At 65.8% G+C, this 23,811-nt stretch carries 20 protein-coding genes and 1 pseudogene; 9 read left to right on the top strand and 12 right to left on the bottom strand.

The genetic code is table 11. From position 1 onward, the window contains the following. Positions 1-31: 31 nt before the first annotated feature. Positions 32-1,315, top strand: coding sequence for a M18 family aminopeptidase (locus A8G08_RS08765; protein ID WP_068272867.1), 1,284 nt, complete (start codon positions 32-34; stop codon positions 1,313-1,315). A gap of 78 nt (positions 1,316-1,393) precedes the next feature. Here A8G08_RS08765 and A8G08_RS27055 read toward each other — a convergent pair whose 3' ends face one another. From A8G08_RS27055 to A8G08_RS08750, 3 genes are all read right to left on the bottom strand, one after another. Further along, positions 1,394-1,597, bottom strand: a complete 204-nt coding sequence (locus A8G08_RS27055; protein WP_157108471.1) for a hypothetical protein — start codon at positions 1,595-1,597, stop codon at positions 1,394-1,396. A gap of 456 nt (positions 1,598-2,053) precedes the next feature. Further along, entirely contained in the window at positions 2,054-2,284 is a 231-nt protein-coding gene (locus A8G08_RS08755) for a DinB family protein (protein WP_068272863.1), read from the bottom strand. A 644-nt stretch (positions 2,285-2,928) separates the two neighbouring features. Continuing rightward, positions 2,929-4,179, bottom strand: a complete 1,251-nt coding sequence (locus A8G08_RS08750) for an ion channel protein (RefSeq protein ID WP_245672739.1) — start codon at positions 4,177-4,179, stop codon at positions 2,929-2,931. 2,152 nt (positions 4,180-6,331) lie between these two features. On the opposite strand from A8G08_RS08750, the pseudogene A8G08_RS27975 reads away from it, so the two are divergent. Continuing rightward, positions 6,332-6,609: pseudogene (locus A8G08_RS27975) on the top strand (sterol carrier family protein); the annotation flags it as partial. A gap of 57 nt (positions 6,610-6,666) precedes the next feature. Here the strand turns inward: A8G08_RS27975 and A8G08_RS08740 are convergent. After that, entirely contained in the window at positions 6,667-7,689 is a 1,023-nt protein-coding gene (locus A8G08_RS08740; protein WP_068272854.1) for an alpha/beta hydrolase, read from the bottom strand. A gap of 219 nt (positions 7,690-7,908) precedes the next feature. Between A8G08_RS08740 and purL the strand changes: the two genes are divergently transcribed. The 3 genes from purL to A8G08_RS08725 are packed head-to-tail and all read left to right on the top strand — an operon-like array spanning position 7,909 to position 11,196. Further along, positions 7,909-10,200, top strand: coding sequence for a phosphoribosylformylglycinamidine synthase subunit PurL (gene purL, locus A8G08_RS08735; RefSeq protein WP_068272851.1), 2,292 nt, complete (start codon positions 7,909-7,911; stop codon positions 10,198-10,200). 3 nt (positions 10,201-10,203) lie between these two features. After that, positions 10,204-10,578, top strand: a complete 375-nt coding sequence (locus A8G08_RS08730; RefSeq protein WP_068272848.1) for a sterol carrier family protein — start codon at positions 10,204-10,206, stop codon at positions 10,576-10,578. Between the two features lie 21 nt (positions 10,579-10,599). Further along, complete coding sequence (locus tag A8G08_RS08725; RefSeq protein ID WP_068272847.1) at positions 10,600-11,196, top strand: GNAT family N-acetyltransferase; 597 nt, start codon at positions 10,600-10,602, stop codon at positions 11,194-11,196. A 138-nt stretch (positions 11,197-11,334) separates the two neighbouring features. On the opposite strand, the gene A8G08_RS08720 is transcribed toward A8G08_RS08725, so the two are convergent. Beyond that, entirely contained in the window at positions 11,335-12,657 is a 1,323-nt protein-coding gene (locus A8G08_RS08720) for a YhgE/Pip domain-containing protein (RefSeq protein WP_425394540.1), read from the bottom strand. 163 nt (positions 12,658-12,820) lie between these two features. Here A8G08_RS08720 and purF point away from each other — a divergent pair, with 163 nt between their 5' ends. Next, complete coding sequence (purF, locus tag A8G08_RS08715) at positions 12,821-14,380, top strand: amidophosphoribosyltransferase (RefSeq protein WP_068272843.1); 1,560 nt, start codon at positions 12,821-12,823, stop codon at positions 14,378-14,380. Between the two features lie 95 nt (positions 14,381-14,475). Here the strand turns inward: purF and A8G08_RS08710 are convergent, their stop codons facing one another. The 3 genes from A8G08_RS08710 to A8G08_RS08700 all read right to left on the bottom strand — a co-directional run bounded on the left by A8G08_RS08710 (position 14,476) and on the right by A8G08_RS08700 (position 16,981). Next, positions 14,476-15,417, bottom strand: a complete 942-nt coding sequence (locus A8G08_RS08710) for an esterase/lipase family protein (RefSeq protein ID WP_068272840.1) — start codon at positions 15,415-15,417, stop codon at positions 14,476-14,478. A gap of 90 nt (positions 15,418-15,507) precedes the next feature. Next, a complete protein-coding gene (locus tag A8G08_RS08705) occupies positions 15,508-16,128 on the bottom strand; it encodes a TetR/AcrR family transcriptional regulator (RefSeq protein ID WP_068272838.1) in 621 nt (206 codons plus the stop codon). Beyond that, a complete protein-coding gene (locus A8G08_RS08700) occupies positions 16,115-16,981 on the bottom strand; it encodes an alpha/beta fold hydrolase (protein WP_068272835.1) in 867 nt (288 codons plus the stop codon). Before A8G08_RS08700 ends, A8G08_RS08705 begins: the two co-directional genes overlap by 14 nt. Before the next feature lie 152 nt (positions 16,982-17,133). On the opposite strand from A8G08_RS08700, the gene purM reads away from it, so the two are divergent. Beyond that, entirely contained in the window at positions 17,134-18,207 is a 1,074-nt protein-coding gene (purM, locus tag A8G08_RS08695; RefSeq protein ID WP_068272834.1) for a phosphoribosylformylglycinamidine cyclo-ligase, read from the top strand. A gap of 81 nt (positions 18,208-18,288) precedes the next feature. Here purM and A8G08_RS08690 read toward each other — a convergent pair whose 3' ends face one another. From A8G08_RS08690 to ygfZ, 4 genes are all read right to left on the bottom strand, one after another. Beyond that, positions 18,289-18,495, bottom strand: a complete 207-nt coding sequence (locus A8G08_RS08690; RefSeq protein WP_068272832.1) for a DUF3073 domain-containing protein — start codon at positions 18,493-18,495, stop codon at positions 18,289-18,291. Positions 18,496-18,635: 140 nt separating this feature from the next. Continuing rightward, positions 18,636-19,598, bottom strand: coding sequence for an asparaginase (locus tag A8G08_RS08685; RefSeq protein WP_068272831.1), 963 nt, complete (start codon positions 19,596-19,598; stop codon positions 18,636-18,638). After that, complete coding sequence (locus A8G08_RS08680) at positions 19,595-20,227, bottom strand: MOSC domain-containing protein (protein ID WP_068272829.1); 633 nt, start codon at positions 20,225-20,227, stop codon at positions 19,595-19,597. The genes A8G08_RS08685 and A8G08_RS08680 overlap by 4 nt, the downstream gene beginning before the upstream one ends. Beyond that, entirely contained in the window at positions 20,224-21,339 is a 1,116-nt protein-coding gene (gene ygfZ, locus A8G08_RS08675) for a CAF17-like 4Fe-4S cluster assembly/insertion protein YgfZ (RefSeq protein ID WP_068272826.1), read from the bottom strand. The genes A8G08_RS08680 and ygfZ overlap by 4 nt, the downstream gene beginning before the upstream one ends. Positions 21,340-21,372: 33 nt before the next feature. On the opposite strand from ygfZ, the gene A8G08_RS08670 reads away from it, so the two are divergent. Both A8G08_RS08670 and A8G08_RS08665 read left to right on the top strand, forming a co-directional pair. Further along, on the top strand, positions 21,373-22,227 hold the full coding sequence (locus A8G08_RS08670) for an aminodeoxychorismate lyase (protein WP_068272823.1): 855 nt from the start codon (positions 21,373-21,375) through the stop codon (positions 22,225-22,227). Positions 22,228-22,309: 82 nt separating this feature from the next. Beyond that, the gene (locus A8G08_RS08665) at positions 22,310-23,800 is read left to right on the top strand and encodes a cytochrome ubiquinol oxidase subunit I (protein WP_068272820.1); all 1,491 of its coding nucleotides are present in this window, start codon (positions 22,310-22,312) and stop codon (positions 23,798-23,800) included. Positions 23,801-23,811 lie beyond the last annotated feature (11 nt).

Here is a 23,811-nt window from a genome sequence, read left to right as displayed (position 1 = left end):
GCACCGCCCAGGCAGCGCTTAGTATCCGCTCATGAGCCCGACCCGACGCACCGATGCCAGCGCCGAGCTGTTGTGCGGCTTTATCGATTCCTCGCCGTCTCCCTTCCATGTCTGCGGGACGGTTGCCGCCGAGCTCTCCGCACACGGTTTCGTGCGGCTCGCCGAACGGGATGCCTGGCCGAGCAAGCCGGGCCGCTACTACGTGCTGCGCGGTGGATCGCTCGTCGCATGGGCCACGACCGACGACCCGACGCGGCCGTTCCGTGTCGTCGGCGGCCACACCGACAGTCCGAACCTGCGGGTCAAACAGCACCCGGATCTATCCTCGGCGGGTTGGCAACTCGTCGGGCTGGAGCCGTACGGCGGCGCCTGGCTCAACTCCTGGCTCGACCGCGACCTTGGCCTGTCCGGCCGTGTGGCCGTGCGTGATACGAAAGGCGCACGACAGCAGCTGGTCCGGGTCGATCGCCCGATTCTGCGCGTGCCGCAGCTCGCGATTCACCTGTCCGAGGACCGGAAGGGCGTGCAGCTCGATCCGCAGCGCCACCTGAACGCGGTGTGGGGTGTCGGGACATCGGCGCGGTCGTTCACCGAGTTCATCGCGACCGAGGCCGGCGCAGACCCCGCCGATATCCTCGGCTGGGAACTCATGACGCACGACCTCGCGCCGAGCGGCCGAATCGGAGTGGACTATGAGTTGGTCAGCGCGCCGCGGCTGGACAACCAGGGCACCTGCTATGCGGGGACTCAGGCGCTGATATCCGCAGCAGATCGGGCGACCGACCGCATTCCGGTGCTGGCGTTGTTCGATCACGAGGAGGTCGGGAGCACGTCGGATCGCGGTGCGCAATCGGATTTGCTCATCACTGTGCTCGAGCGGATCGTGCTCGCCCGAGGCGGTGACCGAGAAGCGTTCCTGCGAACGATGGCGGATTCGGTCTGTGCGTCAGGGGATATGGCGCATGCGACACATCCGAACTACGCGGAACGGCACGAGCCCGCGCACCGGATCGAGGTCAACGGGGGACCGGTGCTCAAGGTCAACCAGAACCTGCGCTACGCCACCGACGCTGTCGGCGCGGGTGCGTTCGCGATGGCCTGCGAACAGGCCGGCGTACCGCTCCAGCGGTACGTCCACCGCGCAGACCTGCCGTGCGGTTCGACGATCGGCCCGCTTACCGCGGCCCGGACGGGGATGTCGACGGTGGACGTGGGCGCAGCGCAGCTGGCGATGCACTCTTCGCGGGAGTTGATGGGCGCGAACGATGTGGCGGCGTATGCCGAGGCGTTGGCGGCGTTTCTGGCTCCGAAGTAACACTTGAGTCACCGCGCATTCCCGGGTGTGAAATGTGCGAATGGAGGCAAGCTTTGCCCCGGTATACGAAGTTCGCCCTCACGACGGTCGGTGGCTACGCCGCGGTCGCGTCGGTTCGCCCTTGTGCAGTGACGGTTCGATGACGGTGGCGATCCGGGTGATTTCCTGGCAGATGTCGACGCCGCCCTTCGCTCCTCGGCCGGTGATGCCCTGTCGACGGCGGCGAAATCCGTAGTCGGTCTTGAGGATTACCGTGCAGGCCTTGGAACTTATTCGATCCATCCCACGTATGCAGCGAGCTTGACCCAGCACGGTCTTTGACGGCGCGGTGGCATCGGGTTGCGCCTGGTTCGGTGTCTCGGTGGACGAGCACGCCGAAATCACGCACACGACGAGGGCGGGGAGAATCATGGCGGCAGTTTCACGGCAGGTCGGTTCCCCGCTGTGCTCGCGTCCGGACGCGCTGTCCTGATCGGTGTAGTTAGCGCCAGCCACCCGCACCGTGGCGGCGATCTTGGCGACCGTTGCCGTATATGCGTGCAATTGATTATCGCGGCAAGCAGTTTCGCCCCTGATGTTATGGGCTTGGTGCGCTACGGTCTCCGCCAGTCGATCGAGAAGCTCCGCGACCCGCGCGACCGCTGCCGTCCCGAATCAGTCGATACGGATAGGAGGACGCGCCTGGCGGTTGGGTCGTTCCGGAATCGGCACGATGGATGGTTGCGGATCAAACGGCGATCAGAACGGCCAAGCGGGCAACTCCGGCAACCCCTCGCGCGTAGGCCGTCCAATCAGCCAGGCGAGCACCTCGGCATCGGGCAGGTCGGGGACGGCGACCTCCGGCGCTACATCTCGCAGCCGCGGAAGCTCGGAAGTCATTGTGTGGGAGACGAATTCGCTCGGCCAGTCGGTTGCCGAATATCCGGTGTTGAGATCGAGGTGATGATCGAATTCAATGCGATCACGCAAGCCACGGTGACATGCCCGTCCTCTGGTGGGGTGGTAATGGACGAGCCTGACGGGGTAAGCAAGTATTCCAAACCGCCGGTTTTCGCGAGGATATCGACCTGGGGCCTGGTGGCCTATCCAAGTGGAAAACAGCCAGAACCCGAGCCCGAGTCCGGTATTTGGTTACGGGTTCTCAGGCGGGACGAACCTGGTGGGCTTCAACCTCGACCTGAGCGGCAAGGTGTACAAGCAGATCTTCACGCAAGTGTCACCGCCCATGGCCGGTATTCGATGTCGAGCTGACCCGAGCCATCTGCGCGACAGGGACATATGAAGAGGTCTGGCCGCCGTACCGGGGGACGGTTCAACGTCGAAGTGCCAGAGGAAGGCGGATCGAGTGGATCATTCGGTTCGAACCTCAACGAGCGTGATCTCGGGAATCTCGGCCTCGAGTCGTCGGAATCGGGACCCGGGTCTGGATTGAGTTCGCTCCTGCCTGCGCCGGTGCCGGGGCCAAATCCACTCCCGTCGCCGAACGGCATTCCGGACCTGTTCGGGCCGTCGGCGCCCAGTGGGCGGGAACTGAGCGAGCCACCACCGGGCGTACCGACCACCGGTCCGTGACGCCCCGGTCACCTGCCGTGCGCGGCACCGGACGGCTCCGGTCATTCCGGCGCTGCGATCATCTTCGGCCGGGCCGACACCAGTAGCCACACCGGCAGGATGGTCAGGCACAGCACCGGCAGCACGACGACCTGTCCGACCACTGCCACGCCGAGAAACAAGGCCAGCCAGCCCGACCGGTTCACGGCCAGCACGAAGCCGAGAATGCCGCAGCCCACGGCCAAGGCCAAGGGGATGTCATTGTCGATCGCGTGGGCAACCTCACCGATCGCCAACCCGACGAAGACGGACGGAAAGATCCGTCCGCCGCGGAACCCCGCGGCCGCCGCGACCAGCAGCGCGCCGATCTTCACCACCACGATGAGGAGCAGCCCCGCCACCGTGTAGTCGCCGACGGTCGATGCGAGTTCGCCCATCTGATCGAGGCCCTTGAACAGCGTGATCTCGCCGCCGATCGCGCCGAGGATGCCAAGGACGAGGCCGCCAAGAGTGAGCGTGATCAAGGGGTTCGGTAGCCGGTGGAAGAGCGTGTGCATCGGATCGAACAGATACACCGCGACGAGGCCGAGCAGGGCCGCCGCGAGTGCGATTACTGCGCCGGTGAGCACATCCCAGTAGCCGGGCTGGCCCATCGATGGGATTCCCACCGACAGCGACATACCCGAGGAGAGCAGGTCCGTGGTGATTCCGGCGATGCCGGCCGCGACGAGCGGCGCGAACATGTTGTCCCACAACTCGCCGCGCTGGTGCATCGCTTTCATCTCGGTGAGCAGCAGCGCGGCCGCGATCGGCGTGCCGAACATTGCGCCGAGCGTGCCTGACACCGCAAGCAGAACCGCGAACTCGGCCGGGGCGCCGGCCACTATCTTTGACAGCAGCCACGCCGCGAGCCCGACGTTGATGGCGATGATCGGATTCTCCGGGCCAAGGCTGACGCCTCCGGCGAGCCCGACTATGAGAGCAAGCATGATGCCGGGAAGCACGACCAACGGAGGCGGTTCGGAGACCAATTCCGTCGTTGCGGGATCGGTGCCGGCGTGGCCAGGCACCAGCCAGACGATGAGGCCGACAGCGACGCCCGTCGCAGTGAGCATGCCGAAAATCCACCAGCGATTCGCGCCGTCAGTTCCGAGCGTCTCCGGCAACCAGTCCCACAGGACGTGCTCGAACTGATCGGCAACGGCGGATACGCCGACGTACGCGAGCGCGGTGCCGATACCGATGATGAGCGCCGGAATGGCCTGTCTGGCGATGGCGCTCGTGCTGCGCTCGGGGGGAACGGTGGTAGTCACGCCTGCCTCCGGCCTCGGTATACGTCGCATTTCGGGGTCATCGCGACTGAACCTAACTCGCGTATCGAGAGCGCGTCAGCCGAACCGCGGCGCCGGCGATTCGCCCTCGGTCGATTGTCCGCGCAAGTCACGCCGACGGCGATTTCCGCGGTGTCCGTTCGGAGTGAGATATCAGCTCGCTGATCCAGGTTGAGAACGAGGGCCGGTTGAGGGATGAGCGCAGGGCGCAGCGATTCGCGTGCGGACGACGACGCGAGCCACGCTGATGTCCGTCGGCACTGGCGCAAGGTCCGGGCCATACTCGCGATGGGCGTCATTCTCGGCCTCGGCACGGTCGCGACGCTGGCCTCCAATACGATTCGGTGTTCGGCGAGGCCGTGTTCACTGCGGGAACCTTCAATGCGCAGGGCAAATTCCGATCATCGAACTGGCAGGAATTCGATAAGGGCATCAGCGGTACCGGTAATTTCGATTTCCAGGTCGATCCGCTGCAAATGCTCCCAGGCGCGACGGTGTACGCCCCCGTAGCGGTGCGGGTAGACCCGGAAAAGAGCGGATTCGACGCAGCCGTATCGCTGAGTGCCGCGACGTCGACAGTCCCGGGGAGCGCGTTGTTCACCGCGTTGCGTCTTACCGTCATACCGCCACCGCGGCGAACTGCAACGCAACGGAGTTCTCCAACGGCCGCCCGATTTCGGGTTGGCCATCGAATGCGCCGCTGACCCAGGGCAGCAGTCAGACGGTCACGGTCCCCAAGGGGGACGTCAATGGCGTCGACTTCTGTTTCGCGCTGAATCTGCCATCGAGTTTCTCGCAGCAGGGCGCAATCAGCTTGGGGCGCGGTGCAACGCTGGCGGCACCAGCATCGAATATCCCGATAGCGACCGAGAGTTTCATATTCGGTCCGCGATCTTGATCGTGCCTACCGCCCCCGGCACGGTTAGTTCCGGCACCGTACGGATCAATCCCAACTCGACGGTGAGTGCAAGCCTGACGACGGACGTGGTTCAGAACAATTCGGATACCGGGACACCGATCTCTGGGGCCTACTCGGTGATCTCAAGAGCACCATATCGATGGACATAGTGCGCGCCGAGTGTGGATTCAACACCAACACCTACCCGTTGCCTGCACTGACCGGTTTCGCGGCGAGGCAGTGTGCAGAGGCGGAATCCGCCCCGCCCACGTCGATGACTACGCCGCCCCCAGCCCCGCCGGGCTCCAGTGGGTCGAACGGATCGGGGCCGGGGTCGAGCGGTTCGGGCGATCTGTCCGGTCCGGGTTCGAGCGGTTCGGCGCTGCAGCCGGCGCAGGGCTATCCGGGCGAAACCCCTGAACCGTCCCCTCCAATACCGCCCTGGGTGCAAACGCCTGAGCAGCTGGCAGACTATTGTCCCGAGCCGTCGCCCCCGACGACCGCGACGCCGGCACCGCCCTTGACGACTACGACGCCGGTACCGCCACCCGGTTCGGGTCCGGGCAGTGCCGGTTCAGACGGCTCCGGACCCAGCGGCTCCGGTCTCAGCGGTTCGGGCCCAGTCGGTCCCAGCCCATAGCGGGCGGATCCCGTCCGCTGCCCACTTCTTCGTTACGACTTGCGCATTCGCGTCAGCGGATCGTGATCCTGCCGAGGCACACGCAAAGGTCACTCAGCTGTTCGTCGGTGACAGCCGGTACGTCCGCCCCAAGGGCGATGCGGAAATGCGCGATATTCTCGGCACTACGAAGACCTACAGCAGGGCAAAGTGTGCCGCCCGGTGTCATTAGGCTGCAGCCGGTGCTTGCCCGCCCTGGATCCGTTAATAATATGAGAGTCGAAATCATTCTGCTGCAACATATTTTGGTTTATGGCCGCGCCAAGCGGTTGAGTTCAACGTCGAGGACCGGAATGTAAGTCCGCAGGTGGCGTCCGCGCAAAGCTGACTCCCGCGCTTCGGACCGAGTTGCTTTCGCTAAATCCGCGGCACACTTATGTTGCTGCGCATGCAAATTTGCGCGACCGCCGATCGACCCAGTCCGATTTCGGACCGGCGTCGAAGAGCAGGATTGCCTGTACGCCCGGTACACCGTGATGCATCGGTTCGAATGACGGACCTGCGCCAGTGCTTCGAGGCGACCTGCCCGCACTGTTCGGGCACGGGGCGAACTGAGCATTGCCGCCCGCGCGAATCGATCCGTTCAGGTGCGGGAAGCGGTTGCAGCCGTTGCCGATTGGCTACGTGAAGAAGGACTTCCGCAGCGGGCTCGGGCTGAGCTGGCTGCGGCGGTTGGGCTGACCGCACGGATCCTGGCGCAATCCGCGCCGGGCTCGTCCGTGGAGGTGCGGGTGCCTCCGTTCGTTGCGGTGCAATGCATTTGTCAGCTGCCCGACACGGTGGGCGACACCACCAAATCGCCGCTGTTACCCCGACCTGGCAGTCCTTCGCCACCATCTGACCTCCGAGGGCGATGTCGTTCGTCGGCCCGAAACTTCCCGCCGAACGGGGACTAGATCCCCATCGACCGGGCGATCATCGGCCAGTTGTCGTGCAGGTCGTCCTGCCAGTAGCCCCACGAATGGGTGCCGGTGTTCTTGAAGTTGAAGGTCGCCGGAATCTTCAGATCGGCAAGGCGATAAGCCAGGTTGTGGGTGCAGTAGTTGGTTGCCGCCTCGAGGACGCCGCCGACGAGAACCTGGTTCGCGAGAGTCTTCGTCTGACCTTGGATTCCGGCCGCGTTGAGCGTGTCGTGACCGCCGGGCAAGCCGGAACCGGCCGTGATGTACAGCTCGGTGCCGCGAAGCTTCTCGGCGTTGATGACCGGGTCGTTGGCCACCCAGCCGGGGCCGTTGAGCGGGCCGTACATGTTCGTGATGTCGACACCCTTGCCGAAGCCGGCGTTCACGACAGTGTTGATGAATCGCTGGCCAACCGGCGTGCTGGTCTCGGCGCAGCCGCTGTAGGAACCGACGCTCTTGTAGAAGCCGGGCTTGGCAATCGCGTATTGCAGCACCGAGGTGGCGGTCATGGAGATCGCGGCGATGGACTGCACCTTGTTGGTCTTGAATTCTTTGTCGATCACCGGGGGCAGTTCTTCGGTCATGAAGGTCTGCCACTTCTGGCGTCCCACAATCGGGTCGTCCTTCTGCCAATCGGTGTAGTAGCTGAACCGGCCTTCGAGAGGCGTCACGACGTTGACGTTCTTGTCCACGAAAAAGTCCGTGGCGTCGGTTTTGCGCTGCCATGTCGCGGAATCCTGACCACCGCCGGCACCGTTGAGCAGATACAACGTCGGGCGCGGCGCACTGGTGTCCGCCGGAAGAATGACTTCCAGCGGGATGTTGCGGTTCATCGACGGCGAGTACACCGAAATCGAGACCTTGCGGTCGGACTTCTTGGTTGTCTTCACCAGGTGAGGTGTCGTCGCGGCCTCGTCGGCGAAGGCAGTCGCGGGCGCAGCGGCCAGCGAAACCGTGCACATGGCAACTGCAGCGACTAATACGCGGGCGAGTCTCGAAATGGTCACGCGCATCTTCTCCCTCGGAACCCGAATACGTCGTGCGCCGCTAAGCATGTCCACGCGCCGGTGATTGTCCGTCGCGCAGAACTGCCGCAGAGCACAGCAATGGCAGCAGCACGTTAGCAAACTGGACGTCTGTCAAGTTGAGGCCGGGGTCACATTTTCCGACGGTGGAGCCGAATGCCAGAGTGCGGCGGCAAGCGACTCCCCGCGGCCCACTAGAATCGTGGCGTGACTTCGCAGGTAGACACCGTTTCCGCCGCCGCCACCTCGCCCGACATTGCTCAGCCCTTCAAGGAGCTCGGGCTGAAGGAGGACGAGTACGCCCGGATCAAGGAGATCCTCGGCCGTCGGCCCACCGACGCCGAACTGGCGATGTACTCGGTGATGTGGAGCGAGCACTGCTCCTACAAGTCGTCGAAGCTGCACCTGCGCTACTTCGGTGAGACGACCACCGAGGAGATGCGCGCGCAGATGCTCGCCGGTATCGGCGAGAACGCGGGCGTGGTCGACATCGGCGATGGCTGGGCGGTCACCTTCAAGGTGGAGAGCCACAACCACCCGTCCTATGTGGAGCCCTATCAGGGCGCGGCCACGGGTGTCGGCGGCATCGTGCGCGACATCATGGCGATGGGCGCGCGCCCGATCGCGGTGATGGACCAGCTGCGCTTCGGTGCGGCCGATGCTCCCGATACCCGTCGTGTGGTGGATGGCGTGGTGCGCGGTGTCGGCGGCTACGGCAACTGTCTCGGCCTGCCCAATGTGGGCGGTGAGACGGTATTCGATGCCTCCTACGGGGGGAACCCGCTGGTCAACGCGCTGTGCGCGGGTGTGATGCGGGTCGAGGACCTGCACCTGGCGTTCGCATCCGGCACGGGCAACAAGATCATCCTGTTCGGTGCGCGCACCGGCCTCGACGGTATCGGCGGCGTGTCTGTGCTGGCGTCGGAAACCTTCGATGATTCAGGCGGTGGACGGCCGAAGAAACTGCCGTCTGTTCAGGTGGGTGACCCGTTCACCGAGAAGGTGCTCATCGAGTGCTGCCTCGAGTTGTACGCGGCGGGGCTCGTGGTCGGCATCCAGGACCTCGGCGGTGCCGGATTGTCCTGTGCCACTTCGGAATTGGCTGCTGCCGGGGATGGCGGCATGCACATCGAGCTGGACCAGGTGCCGCTGCGTGCGGCGGGGATGACCCCGGCCGAGGTGCTGTCGAGCGAGTCGCAGGAGCGTATGTGCGCCGTCGTCACGCCCGAGAACGTCGAGGCGTTCCTCGAGGTGTGCCGCAAGTGGGACACGCTGGCCACCGTGATCGGCGAGGTCACCGACGGTGACCGGCTCGTCATCACCTGGCACGGCGAGACCGTGGTGGATGTGCCGCCGCGCACCGTCGCGCACGAGGGCCCGGTGTACGAGCGCCCCGTGGCGCGGCCGGCGGATCAGGACGAGTTGATCGCGAACACTCCGGACGGGCTGGCGCGGCCGTCCTCGGCCGACGAACTGCTCACCACGCTGTTGCGCATGATCTCGAGCCCGCAACTGTGCAGCCGGCGCTGGATCACCGAGCAGTACGACCGCTACGTGCGCGGTAACACCGTGCTTGCCGAAAACGCCGACGCGGGTGTGCTGCGCATCGACGAGGAGACCAGCCGCGGGATCGCACTGGCCACCGACGCGTCCGGTCGCTACACCAAGCTCGACCCGTACGCCGGTGCACAGTTGGCGCTGGCCGAGGCGTTCCGCAACGTCGCTGCAACGGGTTCCACGCCGAAGGCCGTGACGAACTGCTTGAACTTCGGTTCGCCCGAGGACCCGGCGGTGATGTGGCAGTTCCAGCAGGCGGTGCGTGGACTCGCCGACGGTTGCGCGCAGTTGGGCATCCCGGTGACCGGCGGCAACGTGAGCTTCTACAACCAGACCGGGCAGACGGCGATCCTGCCGACCCCGGTGGTCGGCGTGCTCGGTGTGATCGACGACGTACACCGCCGCATCCCCACCGGGTTCGGTCGCGAGCCGGGGGAGACACTCGTCCTGCTCGGCGACACCCACGACGAGTTCGGCGGCTCGATCTGGGCACAGGTTGTGCACGATCACCTCGGTGGCGTGCCGCCCAAGGTCGATCTCGCGCGCGAGCAGTTGCTGGCCGAGGTGCTCACCGCGGGTTCGCGCGACGGCATGATCAGCGCGGCGCACGACCTGTCCGAGGGTGGTCTCGCCCAGGCGGTGGTCGAATCGGCGCTGGCCGGTGAGACCGGCTGCCGGGTGTTGCTGCCGGAGGATGCCGATCCGTTCGTGATGCTGTTCTCCGAATCGGCTGGGCGCGTGCTGGTTTCGGTGCCGCGCTCCGAGGAGACTCGGTTCACCCAGATGTGTTCGGCGCGCGATCTGCCGTGGACGCGCATCGGCGTGGTGGACCAGGGCTCGGATGCTGTCGAGGTGCAGGGTCAGTTCACTGTGCCGCTCGCCGAACTGCGTCAGCGTTTCGAGGCGACCTTGCCGGCACTGTTCGGACACGGGGCGAACTGAGCATTGCCCGCTCGCATCGATCCCGCGCAGGTTCGGGAAGCCGTTGCGGCCGTGGCCGATTGGCTTCGCGACGAGCGCATTGACGCGCCCGCCCGCGCCGAGTTGGCCGCCGCCGTGCGGCTGACCGCGCGGGCGATGGCGCAATCCGCGCCGGGTTCATCCGTTGAGGTGCGGGTACCGCCATTCGTTGCGGTGCAATGTATTTCGGGGCCACGCCACACCCGCGGAAACCCGCCGAATGTGGTGGAGACCGATCCACGCACGTGGTTGCTGCTCGCTACGGGTGCGATGGACTTCGACTCCGCGGTGGCCGCGGGTCGGGTATCGGCCTCCGGGGGGCGGGCGACGGAAGTGGGACACTGGCTGCCCGTTGTGTGAGCGGGCCGATTGGAGACCCTGGTGAGTAGTGAATTCTGGATCGAAACACCGACGCTGAAGGGTGCACACGTCCTACTGCGGCCCACTACGCTCGATGATGTCGAGGGACTCGCCGCCGCGCACGACGAACCGGACACGCTGATGTTCTTCCCGTACGGGATCGATTCAGAGCCGCCGTCGCAGCGGACAGTCGAGCATGCGCTGGCGTCCGTCCGCCAGACCCTCACCCAGAGCGATGCCACCTCGGGTGAGATCGTCGGGACGACATCGCTTTACAACATGAGCGAACTGCACGGCCGGGTGACGGTCGGGTACACCTGGATCTCGTCGCGCGCTCGCGGTTCCGCGATCAATGTCGAGTCGAAACTGCTTCTGCTGGAACATATTTTCGGCACACTCGAAGCGCGGCGGGCCGAGTTGAACGTGGACGACCTGAACGTCCGCTCACGCGCGGCGGTGCTCGGAATCGGTGCGCGGGAGGAAGGCGCGCTGCGTCAGCATGCCCGCCGTCGCGATGGCACCTGGCGCACGACGATGGTCTACGGCGTCACCGCCGACGACTGGCCGCAGGTGCGCGCCGGGCTCGAGCGACGCGTCGCACAGCGCTCGGGGAACTAGTCGACAGGCGCTGTTCGCGGCCCGCGCACCACTCGCCGCACACCTCCTGTGGCCTCGCACACGCCTCCGCACGCGAATTCGTGTGCGGCGCAACAGGAAATGTGCGGCGATGAGTGGTCGACCCCGGACCGAGTGCGGTCAACCCCTGGCCGGCTCCTTCGGCGCAGGCCCACGATGCAACCCCGCCCGGTCGTATAGCCGGGTGGTGACGACGCCGATTATCAGTCCGATCGCGAGGCCGATCAGAGTCGCGACCACAGACCGGCCCAACCCCGCACTGGTGCCGGCGTCGAAGAACAGGATGGCGCGCACCCCGAGATAGACCTGATGCATCGGCTCGAACCGGGCGAGGAATGTGAAGATCTCCGGCTGCGCCTCCAGTGGCACCGTGCCGCCCGAGGACGGTAGGCCGAGCACGACGAAGATGATCAGGTTGATCAGCAGACCCGCGGTGCCGAACAGCGCAAGCACCGACAGCGCCGAGACGCCGACGGCGAGGATTGCGAGCGCGCCGTACAGATACAGGGCGAGTCCGCGCTCGATCGGCATCCCTACAAGGTCGGCGATTCCGACGAATACGCCGGAGACCACGACAGCGAGCGCCGCCATCACCGACCACTTGAGCAGGAGGGTGTTGAACCGGGATATGCCGATGGACTCGAGGTGGCGGTACCATGGGCCGTACTCCGTCGGGGCGAAGCCGAGTGCCTGATCGATCATCGTGTGCACGATCATTCCGCCGGTGAACCCGGCGAGCACGATCAGCAGCGAGTAGTAGAAGGCGGCGAGCCCGTTCCCGGTTCCGCCGGGGAGCGGGTTGTACTCGATGTTGATCACGTTCACCGGCTCGGCGAGCGTGAGTGCGCTCGCCCCCGCGATGGGTGTCGGCGGCGGGCCGGCGAGCTGCTGTTGCACGGTTTGGGTGAGCTGTTGGCCGACCGTGCTGTTGACCTGAGTGAGCGCCTGATCGGCGAACCGGTCCATGACCGCCGAGGCGAATGTGCCCGCCCGCGGGTTGGACTGCGCGGTGATCGCGGGCTTCTCGACCTGCCCCGGCACCACGCTGGACTCGGCGAGGATCAGCAGCCGCTTGCTGAAGTCACTCGGGATGATGATGGCGCCGTAGACCTTGCCGTCCTGCATCTCCTGCTGCGCCTCGGCGATACCGACCTGGCGCAGATCGAACATGTTCGGATCGACGTTGGCGACGATTGCGGAGGTGATCTGATCGCCGAAGTTCTGCCGCTGCTCGCCCTGCGGCCCGGGCACGGTCTCGCCTTCGTCCTGGTTCACCAGCGCGACCGGGAAGTCGTGCAGGCTGCCCTGCGGATCGGCGATGCTGTCCAGATAGAACCCGGCGAGCAACGTCATCAGGACCGTCACCACGATCGCCGGGAAAAGCCACACTCGCGGATTGCGGACCGCGCGCCGCGGCGAGGTCGGGTTTGGCTCCATGAGCACGGGAGGTTACTCGCTCGTAGGTTTGGATTCGCGTATCCCGCGTGAGATCTGCCACAACGTCCCGGTGAATCCGGTCGAAACGCCAAGGACAGGGGCGAACGTGGGTTGCGTCACCCGTAGTATGAACAGTGCCCCCAAAAGCCCACCCGATCAGGGAGCAAATGTGGTTAGTGCCGACCCCTCGGTCCATACCCCCAACCTCCTGGCTCCGGCCGATGAGGACGAAAACGAACCCCGCGAGGAATGCGGGGTTTTCGGTGTTTGGGCACCGGGTGAGGACGTCGCAAAGCTCACCTATTACGGGTTGTACGCGCTGCAGCATCGCGGCCAGGAGGCCGCCGGCATCGCTGTCTCGGACGGCTCGCAGGTTCTCGTTTTCAAGGATCTCGGCCTTGTCAGCCAGGTCTTCGACGAGCAAACCCTCGCCGCCATGCCCGGCCACATCGCGGTGGGTCACTGTCGTTACTCCACAACTGGCTCGACCACCTGGGAAAACGCCCAGCCGATCTTCCGCACCACCGCCGTGGGCACCGGCATCGCGCTCGGTCACAACGGCAATCTGGTCAATACCGCCGAACTTGCCGACCGCGCCCGCAAAGAGGGTCTGATCAACTCGCGCCGTCCCGGCGCCGCCACCTCCGACTCGGACATCATGACCGCGCTGCTCGCGCATGCCGCCGCCGACAGCACCATCGAGCAGGCCGCGATGTCGCTGCTGCCGACCCTGCGCGGCGCGTTCTGCCTGACCTTCATGGACGAGCACACCCTCTACGCCGCGCGTGACCCACACGGCATCCGTCCGCTGTGCCTGGGCCGGCTCGACCGCGGCTGGGTGGTCGCGAGCGAGACCGCCGCCCTGGACATCGTCGGCGCGTCGTTCGTCCGCGAGATCGAGCCGGGCGAACTGCTCGCGATCGACGCCGACGGCGTCCGCTCCTCGCGCTTCGCGAACCCCGAGCCCAAGGGCTGCGTCTTCGAGTACGTCTACCTCGCTCGCCCGGACAGCGCCATCTCCGGCCGCTCGGTGCACGCGACGCGTGTGGACATCGGCCGACGGCTGGCCATGGAGCATCCGGTCGAGGGCGATCTGGTGATCCCGGTACCGGAGTCCGGCACCCCCGCCGCGGTCGGCTACGCGCAGGGCTCGGGCATTCCCTACGGCCAGGGCCTGATGAAGAACGCCTACGTAGGGCGCACCTTCATCCAGCCGAGCCAGACCATTCGCCAGCTCGGCATCCGGCTCAAGCTCAACCCATTGCGTGAGGTCATCCGCGGCAAGCGGCTGATCGTTGTCGACGACTCCATCGTGCGCGGCAATACCCAGCGTGCGCTGATCCGCATGCTGCGCGAGGCCGGCGCGCTCGAGATTCACGTTCGGATCGCCTCGCCGCCGGTGAAGTGGCCGTGCTTCTACGGTATCGACTTCGCCTCGCCCGCCGAACTGATCGCCAACGGCGCCGGAACCGGCAGTGCCCCCGAGGATTTCGACGAGATGGTGGAGGGTGTACGCCGCTCGATCGGTGCCGACAGCCTCGGCTACATCTCGACCAACGGGATGATCGCCGCCACCGAGCAGCCCAAATCCCGTTTGTGCTCGGCCTGCTTCGACGGCAAATACCCGATCGAACTGCCCGACGAGGGCATCGGCAAGAACGTGCTCGAGGGCATGTTCGAATCCCTGGCCGAGGGCAACGACAACGCGAACGCGCTGCTGCGTCCCTGAAGTAATCCCGCGCCGCCAAACAGGGGCAAATTGTGTTTGTGGGTGCGAAACTTCGGCCCCGGGAACGAGTTTTGCACGCGTTTGAGCGGCTGATCTCAGCCGATCGGTGCGCCGGTTCCGTACTGTGTTGGCATGCACGGCACCGGGCGCGGATGCGTTGGATCGAGTGCATTGAGTGTAATCGCGGTTGCGATCGGCGAACCCGCTAAACCGACGTGATCCGAACCATCCACGGCGCAAACGTCTTGCACCACAACGTTGTTGGTGTTCGGACCGGGAGGAAGCGCAGTGGGCGGCGGAGCCAGGAAATCGTAGCGGCTACCGATGTTGGTGTAGGCGACGCCCGGCGCGTAGATGCCGGTAGCGGTGAACCGCTGCATCACCGGTGAGGACGGCATCGCATCGAAGCAGCCGGCGCACAGTCGGGAGGCGGCATCCCAGACCGCCTGTGGCACACCCACTTGCCGGGAAAGCGCGACGAAATCGACGGGACTGCCGGCCCAGGCGGGCCCGAGCGAGACCACCTTGGCGACATGCTGCGCGCCGCCGAGCAGGTTGATGTAGTAGCCCGAGACGATCGTGCCCTGCGAATGTCCGACCAGGTCGACCTTATCCGCGCCGGTCGCCGCGCGGACGCGATCGACGAACTGGGCCACTTCACCCGCGCTGTCCGGGATGGGTCGCATCGCACCGATGATGTCGAACGGTGCGGGCACGCCCTGCCACACTCCGTAGGTGAGCGCGAAGACGCAGTAGCCCTCGTTCTTCAGCAGTGGCGAGTATGTTCCCCAGTTCATCGCCGCGGTGAGACCCGTGCCGTGCACGAGCACCACCGGTTCGGGATGAGCCGCGGAGGGCTTGCAGTTCCAGTCGTTGGCGCCGGCCGGATCGCCCTTCGCGTTGAGCAATCCGGTGGTGATCCCGGTGACCGTGTTGTACGGGACCGGCAGCGGCGCGGCGGAACTGACGCCGCCCGCGACAATTGCAGCCAACATCAGTGCTGCCGCGACTGTGACCAGAAAACGCACCGTACGCATAATCTCCCGATCGAAGAATCGCACGCCGTAGGTAAACGGTCCTTAACTTGGCATGGATTATGCACAGTGCGGCGGGCGCTGTACGGGGAATCAGCGAAGCTTGTCCGGGTCGAGGAGTGGATCGATCAGCGTCTGCAGGGACCGCAGCGCATCCTCGCGCGCGGTCTCGCGCTCGGGTGCGTGCGCGACGAAAAGGCCCGCTTCGATGATCGCGCTGAAGAGCAGTTGGGCGAGCATCGGCACGTCGTGTGCCGCAACGGTGCCGCGCTCGGCGGCGAGCGCGACGATCCCGGTGACCAGCCCGAGGCCGTGCCGGGCCTCCATTTCGCGCCAGCCCTGCCAGCCGAGCACGGTAGGCGCGTCGGTCAGCACGATGCGCAGGATCTCGGGCCGGGCGCAGAGGGTGAGGTAATGCGACAGTGATGCCGCAACCCCGGGTCGCAGATCCGTGGTGTCCGTGCCGATCGCAGCGGCGACGGCACTCGTCAGTTCGGCGGTGATCTCGCCCTCGAGTTCCTCGAGCACCGCGACGAAAAGCCCACGCTTGTCACCGAAATGGTGATACAGCGCGCCGCGGGTCACGCCGGCCGCAGAGACAATGTCCTCTGCGGCGGCGCCCGCGTATCCGCGCTCGGTGAAGAGCTGCCGGGCCGTCGCAACCAGCGTCGCTTTGGTCGACGTGGACCGGTCGAGCTGACTACGGCGAGGCATGCTCGCGAGTGAACTCCAGAATCAGCTCGGCGAGCAACTCCGGCTGATCCTCCGGCACGAACGTGTAGCTGTCGTCGATGAGCCGCACTGTGGCGTTGGGCAGATCCGACGCGAGGCGATCGGCCCAGCGGACCGGGAACAGCTTGTCCTCGCTCGCCCAGGCGAGCAGCACTGGCAGGTCCAGCTCCGGGAAGGTCTCGGCTGCGGCGAGCGTGTAGCGCTTGTGCACGGCAGCGAGGACGCGGCGCAGGTCCTTGCGGATGGCGGCGTCCTGGCGGCTCGGACCGAGGAAGGTGTCGACCACCTCCGGCGGGACCGGGCGCTTGGTGAGCCAGCCGAACGTGAACGGCAGTCGGTGCAGCCCGCGCACCCGCAGCGTCGAGGTGAGCAAGCCCATCGACCCGGGCACCTTGGCAAGGTAGGTGAGCCCGCGGAACATCGGCGGGAAGAAGTTGGTGTAGCAGTCCGAGGGCGTGAACACGACGCGCGCGACCCGGGAGGGTTTGCGCGCCAAGAGGATCTGCGTGAGCGCACCGCCTGTGTCATTGGCCACAAGGGTGACGTCGCGCAGGTCGAGTGCCTCGAGGAACGAGCCGATGATCGAGGCGAGGCCTGAGGGAGTCAGATCGGCGTCGGGCATCGGAATGCTGTGCGCTCCGAGCGGCCAGTCCGGGCTGATGCAGCGGTAGCCGGCACCGGCGATCGCGGGAACTACCTTGCGCCACAACGCCGAATTGGCGAGCAGGCCGTGGACGAACACGATCGGCGGGCCCTCGCCACGCTCGTGATAGCGGATTCGGCCGCCGGGCACATCGATTTCGTGCGTTGCGCCGAGCGACGTCTGCAGGTCCATAGCGGTCTCCTTCGCGGCGTTTACGTGTATTCAGCGTCACATACATACAGAATGTATGTCAACCGGCATTGCCGTCCGACGACCGGGCGTTGGGAGCTCTCCGGTAGCGTAAGCAGGCATCTATAGGCCAACGAGGTTGGAGCGCCGTCCCAATGGAAGACCAGACGCGTCCCTCGGGTGTCTCGTATTCGGCGGCCGGCGTCGATATCGAGGCCGGGGATCGTGCCGTCGAATTGTTCGCCCCACACGCCAAGCGGGCGAGTCGCCCCGAAGTGCAGGGCGGACTCGGTGGTTTCGCCGGGTTGTTCGCCCTCAAGGGCGGCTACCATGAGCCGCTGCTCGCCGCGTCGACCGACGGCGTCGGCACCAAGATCGCGGTCGCCCAGGCGATGGACAAGCACGACACGGTCGGCCTCGACCTCGTCGCGATGGTCGTCGACGACCTCGTCGTGTGCGGTGCCGAGCCGCTTTTCCTCCAGGACTACATCGCCGTCGGCAAGGTCATCCCGGAGCGCGTGGCCGAGCTCGTCGCCGGCATCGCGGAAGGCTGCGTACAGGCCGGCTGCGCCCTGCTCGGCGGTGAGACGGCAGAACACCCGGGCTTGATGGCCGACGGTGACTACGACCTGTCTGCCACCGGCGTCGGTGTGGTGGAAGCCGATTCGGTGCTCGGACCCGACCGTGTGCGCCCCGGTGACGTCGTCATTGCGATGGGCTCCTCGGGCCTGCACTCCAACGGTTACAGCCTCGCCCGCAAGGTGCTGCTCGAGATCGACCGGATGAACCTGAACGGGCACATCGAGGAGTTCGGCCGCACGCTCGGTGAAGAGCTTCTCGAGCCGACCAAGATCTACGCGAAGGACTGCCTCGCGCTGATCGCAGAGACCGACGTGCGGACCTTCTCGCATGTGACCGGTGGCGGACTCGCGAACAACCTCGCGCGCGTGCTGCCCAAGGGCCTTGTCGCGGAGCTCGATCGTGGCACCTGGAGCCCGGCTCCGGTGTTCCGGATGATCGAGCAGCGCGGCCGCGTGGACCGCGTCGAGATGGAGCGCACCTTCAACATGGGTGTCGGCATGGTCGCGATCGTTGCGCCCGAGGACGTCGACCGCGCGCTGGCGGTGCTTACCGCACGGCATATCGACTGCTGGACACTCGGCTCGATCGTGGCCAATAAGGACGCGACCGACCGTGTCGTGATGGCGGGAGAGCATCCCCGGTTCTGACCGGGAGCGTCGCCAAATACAGACGAAAAATCAGGGGGAACCGACCAGGTCGGCTCCCCCTGATTATTTATGCCTCGAGACTCAGCGTCGCCAGTCTTCGAACTCGTCCTCTTCCCAGCGCGGCGCATCGTCCGAATCGCTGGGGAGGACACCGCTACGGTGCGAGTTGGGTGCGTTGCTGCCGTTCGACAGCTCTCGTTGGAGGCTGTCGAAATCGGTGTTGGGAGAGCTGTACTTGAGCTCCCGAGCAACCTTGGTCTGCTTTGCTTTAGCCCGGCCGCGGCCCATGGCTAACCCCCTCGCGCATTATCGGGGCGGCCTGGGGAATATTTGGCGGCCCCGTTTCGGTGAGTATTCCTGCCACATACTCTAGCGTGCCGATCGCCGTCTCGCCTCCATGCGGGGCACCCGTCGACCGGCAGTTCGGCTCATCCTAGGGGGAACAACCCGGGAACGGACCGAATCGTGCCGACACGCGCGCCGCCTCCCAGCACCGGTTGGGACGCCAGTTCGGCAAGGGTCTCGCTGTCCGGGACACCGAGTCGCAGAAGGATCGTCGCAACGAGCGGAAGTCGCGCTCGATCCGCTCCATCATCGACTTTCAGGGCAAACGCGGTGCCATCGGGGAGTGCGCCGGCGTACACACCGTCCGCGCCGGACTTACCGAGCAGGCCGTCGACCGCCGACAGCAACGCAAGGTCTCCGGCGTCGGTACCGGAGACGAGGTAGGGCTGTGCCCGGACCGTGTCCGCTACCCGGCGTTCCGGGGTGCCCGGCGCAGATGTGACCAACCTCGCGAACGCTCGTGCCAGATTGACGAGCGAAACCGGCACGATCGGGGCGCCACAGCCGTCGATGCCGAGCTCGGACTCCGGCTCGCCGGCGAGTTCGATGAGAGTGTCGGCAACCACGCGCTGCAGCGGGTGGGCGGCATCGAGATAGTCCTCGGTGGGCCAGTCGTTGACCACGCACGCGGCGAGCATGGCAGCGTGCTTGCCCGAGCAGTTCATATAGACGGGACGCGGGCCGCGCTTGCCGGTCAGTGCGGCCGCGCGAGCGAGCGGCTCCCCGGGCAGGTCCGCCGGGCAGAGCAGTTGGCCCTCCGCGAGACCGTATCGATCGAGGATCCGCCGCACCTGCTCCACATGGCGAGGCTCACCCTGATGCGAGGCGGTCGCGATGGCGAGTTCCGCTTCGTCGGCCGGCTCGAACCCGGCCCGTAGCAGCGCGACGGCCTGCATCGGCTTGTTCGTGGAACGGGGATAGATGGGGGTGTGCACCTCGCCGAGCTGGTCGAGCACGTCACCGTCCGGGCCGAGCAGCACCACGGATCCGCGATGTACGCATTCTCGGAATCCGGAACGGACGACCTCGACCAGTTCGACGCTCAATGTTGTCCCGCCCGCGCGACCCACTTCTCGACGCGCTTGCGCGCATCGGTAGATAGCGCCGGCTCGTCCAGCAGCGCTGCGAGCCGATCCGGGTCGTCACCGCGGAACAGTTCGCGGACGGTGACGCCGTGCTCGGGGACGTGTACGACCTCGACCGAGTCGCCGGCGGTGATCGTTCCCTCCTGCAGTACGCGCAGGTAGGCGCCGATGTCGCCGCGTTGGGTGAATCGCTTGACCCAATGCGCCTCGCCCAGCCACTCCTGGAACTTCGCGCATGGCACGCGGGGAGCCGTGACGGCCAGGACCGTGTCACCGATCGCCCAGTGCTCGCCGACCACGGCGTCGGTCACAGCGAGCCCGCTGATGCGGAGATTCTCGCCGAACGAACCCGGCGTGATCTCGCGCCCGAGTTCGTCGGCCCAGCGCTGCGCCTCGTCGGTGCCATAGGCGTAGACCGCCTGATCGAGGCCGCCGTGGTGGATTTTGTCGACCACGTGGTCGCCCTCGGGACCCAGCGCAGCGATCCGGACCGGTCCCGTGACAGGTCGCTTGTCGATTGCGGTGCGCTCATTGCGCAGCGCGCGGCGCTCGGCGTGCACGACGCAGACGGCGTCGATCCGGCCGCTCACCGGCCGCGCAGCCGTTCGACAGCGAGCCGGCCGGCCTGTGGCTCGTTGTCCTCGGCGACCGAATCCGGGTCGATCGACGCGGCACTCGGCCCGGCGACCAGCGTGGTCTCGACCGGGACGTTGCGCTTGACCAGCGCGAGCGCGATCGGTCCGTATTCGAAATGGTCGATCACCGTGCCGACGCGTCCGACGGCGCGGCCATCCGCGGTGACGGGATCGCCGGGGGCGGGACGTCCCTCGGCCGATCCGTCGAGGTGCAGCAGCACCTTCCGTCGCGGCGACTTGCCCAGGTTGTGCACTCGGGCAACGGTCTCCTGGCCGCGGTAGCAACCCTTGTCCAGATGGACGGCGGCACCGATCCAGCCCACCTCGTGTGGGATTGTGCGGTCATCGGTGTCGATCCCGGCGCGCGGCGACAACGCGGCCACACGGAGCGCCTCATAGGCCCACAGGCCTGCACGCGTGGCGCCGCGGTCCGTCAGGCGCTGCCACACCTCGGTGAGCTGCTCGCGCGGGATCAGCAGGTCAAACGTCGGCGTGCCGAGCGACGGCATCCGGCGCACGAACCCCCCGCCGGGCAGCGGCAGCGCCGCGTAGTCCGTGGTCGGGAGTTCGTCGAGCACATTCGCGGCATCGGGCCCAAGAACGGTCAGTACCGCGAGTTCGTTGCCATCGCGCGGCTCGGCCTTCGCCCAGAACACCATCTTCTTCAGGAAGTCGAGCAGTGCCGGCCCGGTTGCCGCCTCGGTGTCGATCCAGGTGGTGCCAGCGAGATCGGTGAGCACGAAGTGGTGCTCAACCCGGCCGTTGACGTCCAGGCTGAGGTTCTCCGCCGAGCCGCCGTCGGGCAGGTCGGTGATGTGCTGGCTGGAGATGGTGTGCAGCCAGCTCAGCCGTTCCTCGCCCGCCATGGCGATGACGAAGCGGTGCGAGCGGTCGACGACGGCCACTTTTTGGACGGCGTCGCGCTGTTCGCGCAGCGGGTCGCCGTAGTGCCAGGCAACCGCGGAATCGCACTCTCGCAGCCGGTTTACGGCGTCGTTTTCACCGGATTCCTCGGGCGCGGGGGCCGCGCCGGGAGAATTGAGCAACGGACTAGGGGAAAGAGCCACTACACCAGGATATCCGGGTCCTACTCTGTTGCCATGGCCGATCGATTGCTGGTGAACCTCGAAGGCGAGGTCCTCGATCCGGATACTCCAGTCCTGACCGCCGACGATGTAGGCGCGATCCGGGGCGACGGAGTGTTCGAAACGCTGTTGGTCCGAGAAGGCGAGCTGTGCAATCTCGCCAGGCATCTCACCCGTCTCGTCAACTCCGCGAAGATGCTCGAACTACCCGAGCAGGATCCCGAAGTGTGGCGATTCGCAGCCGAGACCGCCGCCCACGCGTGGGGCGATCGAAGCGAAGGCATGATGCGCTGGGTGCTCACCCGCGGTCGAGAGGGCGGCGGTGAAGCCTCGGCGTTCATCACCGTCGCGCCGGTGCCCGAGCGGATCGCGAAGTCCCGCCGTGAGGGCATTTCGGTAATGACACTGCAGCGGGGCCACTCGGTCGAGCTGAACCAGCTGGCGCCGTGGCAGCTGCATGGCGCCAAAACCCTTTCTTACGCAACGAATATGGCGGCCCTGCGCTTCGCGCAGCGCAACCATGTGGACGATGTGATCTTCCTCAGTAGCGAACGCCGCGTCTTGGAAGGGCCGCGGTCGACGGTAGTGATTGTGCGAGGGGACCACCTGCTCACGCCGCCGGTGAGTTCGGGAATTTTGCCGGGAACGACGCAGCAGGCGATGTTCGATCTCGCCCCGAAGTTCGGCTTCACGACGGAGGTCAAGCCGCTGCTTGCAGCGGATCTGATCACCGCCAACGGCCTCTATTTGGTATCGAGCGTGGCACTCGCGGTGCGGGTGCGCGAACTGGACGGTCTGAAGCTCTTACCGCCCGAATGTGCGACGCGGATCACCAAACTGGTGAACAGTGCAATGAGGAACAAACAGTGATCGCGACTCCCAAATAAGCTGAACGGGGTGTCTACTATCCCTTGTAGTAGAGACCCCGTTCATCCGATCGGCAGGGAACTCCATGGACGCGTTGGATATCTCCCGGTGGCAGTTCGGTATCACCACCGTGTATCACTTCATCTTCGTCCCGCTGACGATCGGACTCGCGCCGATCATCGCGGTCATGCAAACGGTCTGGGTGGTCACCAAGCGTGACGCCTGGTACCGGCTCACCAAGTTCTTCGGCAAGCTCTTCCTGATCAACTTCGCCCTCGGTGTCGCGACAGGCATCGTGCAGGAGTTCCAGTTCGGGATGAACTGGAGCGAATATTCGCGATTCGTCGGCGACGTGTTCGGCGCTCCGCTGGCCATGGAGGCCCTCGCGGCATTCTTCCTCGAGTCGACGTTCCTCGGCTTGTGGATCTTCGGCTGGACCAGACTGCCGAAACTCCTTCACCTGGCGACGATCTGGATGGTCGCGATCGGTACCAACCTGTCCGCGTACTTCATCATCGCGGCGAACTCGTTCATGCAGCATCCCGTCGGTGTGCGCTACAACGAAGAGCGCGGCCGGGCCGAGTTGGAAAGCATCTGGGACCTGCTCACCAACAACACCGCGCTCGCCGCCTACCCGCACGTCATCTCCGGTGCGTTCCTCACCGCGGCCACCTTCGTCGCCGGTATCGGTGGTTGGTGGATGGTGCGCAATATGCGCCTGGCGAAGGAGGCCACCGACGAGGCGGTCGCCACCGAGCACCGCACCCAGGCCAGGACGATGTTCAGGCCGGCCACCATCCTGGCGCTGTGGATCATGGTCGGCTCGGGGGTCGGGCTTATCGTCACCGGCGATATTCAGGGCAAGCTGATGTTCGATCAGCAGCCGATGAAGATGGCGTCTGCGGAATCGTTGTGTCACACCGAGGAAGGGGCTGCGTTCTCCATCCTCACGGTCGGCACCCAGAACAACTGCGACTCGGTCACGCGCCTCCTCTCCATCCCGGGTCTGACGTCCTATCTCGCGGACGGCAACTTCGACTCGACCGTCGACGGCGTGACCGAACTTCAGGAGCGCTACGAGCAGCAGTTCGGCCCTGGCAACTACAAGCCGAATCTGTTCGTGACCTACTGGTCGTTCCGCGCGATGATCGGTTGGGCGGCAGGCTCGGCGCTGCTCGCGGTGCTCGGGCTCTGGTACACCCGCGGCGGGCGAGTGCCGGACAAAAAGTGGTTCGGCTGGCTGTCGCTGCTTGTGATTCCAATGCCGTTCCTGGGTAACAGCTCCGGCTGGATATTCACCGAGATGGGCCGCCAGCCCTGGGTGGTGGCGCCCAATCCGACTGGTCTGGAACAGGTTCGACTTCTTGTGTCCCAGGGTGTGTCGGACCATTCGGCGGGACTGGTGTGGTTGTCGCTGATCGTGTTCACGCTGCTCTACGCGGTGCTGTTCGTCGTCTGGTTCGTATTGATGCGCCGTTACGTGCGCGCCGGACCGCTACCGCACGATCGCGATCCACACGACATCGAGCCGACACCGCCGGGCGAGGAACCTCGCCAGCTGTCGTTCGCGTACTGAAAGAGGTTGCG

The organism is Aldersonia kunmingensis, assembly GCF_001646865.1.
In the GTDB taxonomy this organism is placed as follows: domain Bacteria; phylum Actinomycetota; class Actinomycetes; order Mycobacteriales; family Mycobacteriaceae; genus Aldersonia; species Aldersonia kunmingensis.
This window is presented reverse-complemented; position numbering and strand designations above follow the sequence as displayed.

Coding starts and splice junctions, on each gene's coding strand:
- A8G08_RS08705 (WP_068272838.1), bottom strand. CDS start 16,128: ATGCCTCGCCGTAGTCAGCTCGACCGGTCCACGTCGACCAAAGCGACG.
- A8G08_RS08740 (WP_068272854.1), bottom strand. CDS start 7,689: ATGCGCGTGACCATTTCGAGACTCGCCCGCGTATTAGTCGCTGCAGTT.
- A8G08_RS08710 (WP_068272840.1), bottom strand. CDS start 15,417: ATGCGTACGGTGCGTTTTCTGGTCACAGTCGCGGCAGCACTGATGTTG.
- A8G08_RS08670 (WP_068272823.1), top strand. CDS start 21,373: ATGGCCGATCGATTGCTGGTGAACCTCGAAGGCGAGGTCCTCGATCCG.
- A8G08_RS08700 (WP_068272835.1), bottom strand. CDS start 16,981: ATGGACCTGCAGACGTCGCTCGGCGCAACGCACGAAATCGATGTGCCC.
- A8G08_RS27055 (WP_157108471.1), bottom strand. CDS start 1,597: ATGGATCGAATAAGTTCCAAGGCCTGCACGGTAATCCTCAAGACCGAC.
- purM (WP_068272834.1), top strand. CDS start 17,134: ATGGAAGACCAGACGCGTCCCTCGGGTGTCTCGTATTCGGCGGCCGGC.
- A8G08_RS08665 (WP_068272820.1), top strand. CDS start 22,310: ATGGACGCGTTGGATATCTCCCGGTGGCAGTTCGGTATCACCACCGTG.
- A8G08_RS08690 (WP_068272832.1), bottom strand. CDS start 18,495: ATGGGCCGCGGCCGGGCTAAAGCAAAGCAGACCAAGGTTGCTCGGGAG.
- A8G08_RS08765 (WP_068272867.1), top strand. CDS start 32: ATGAGCCCGACCCGACGCACCGATGCCAGCGCCGAGCTGTTGTGCGGC.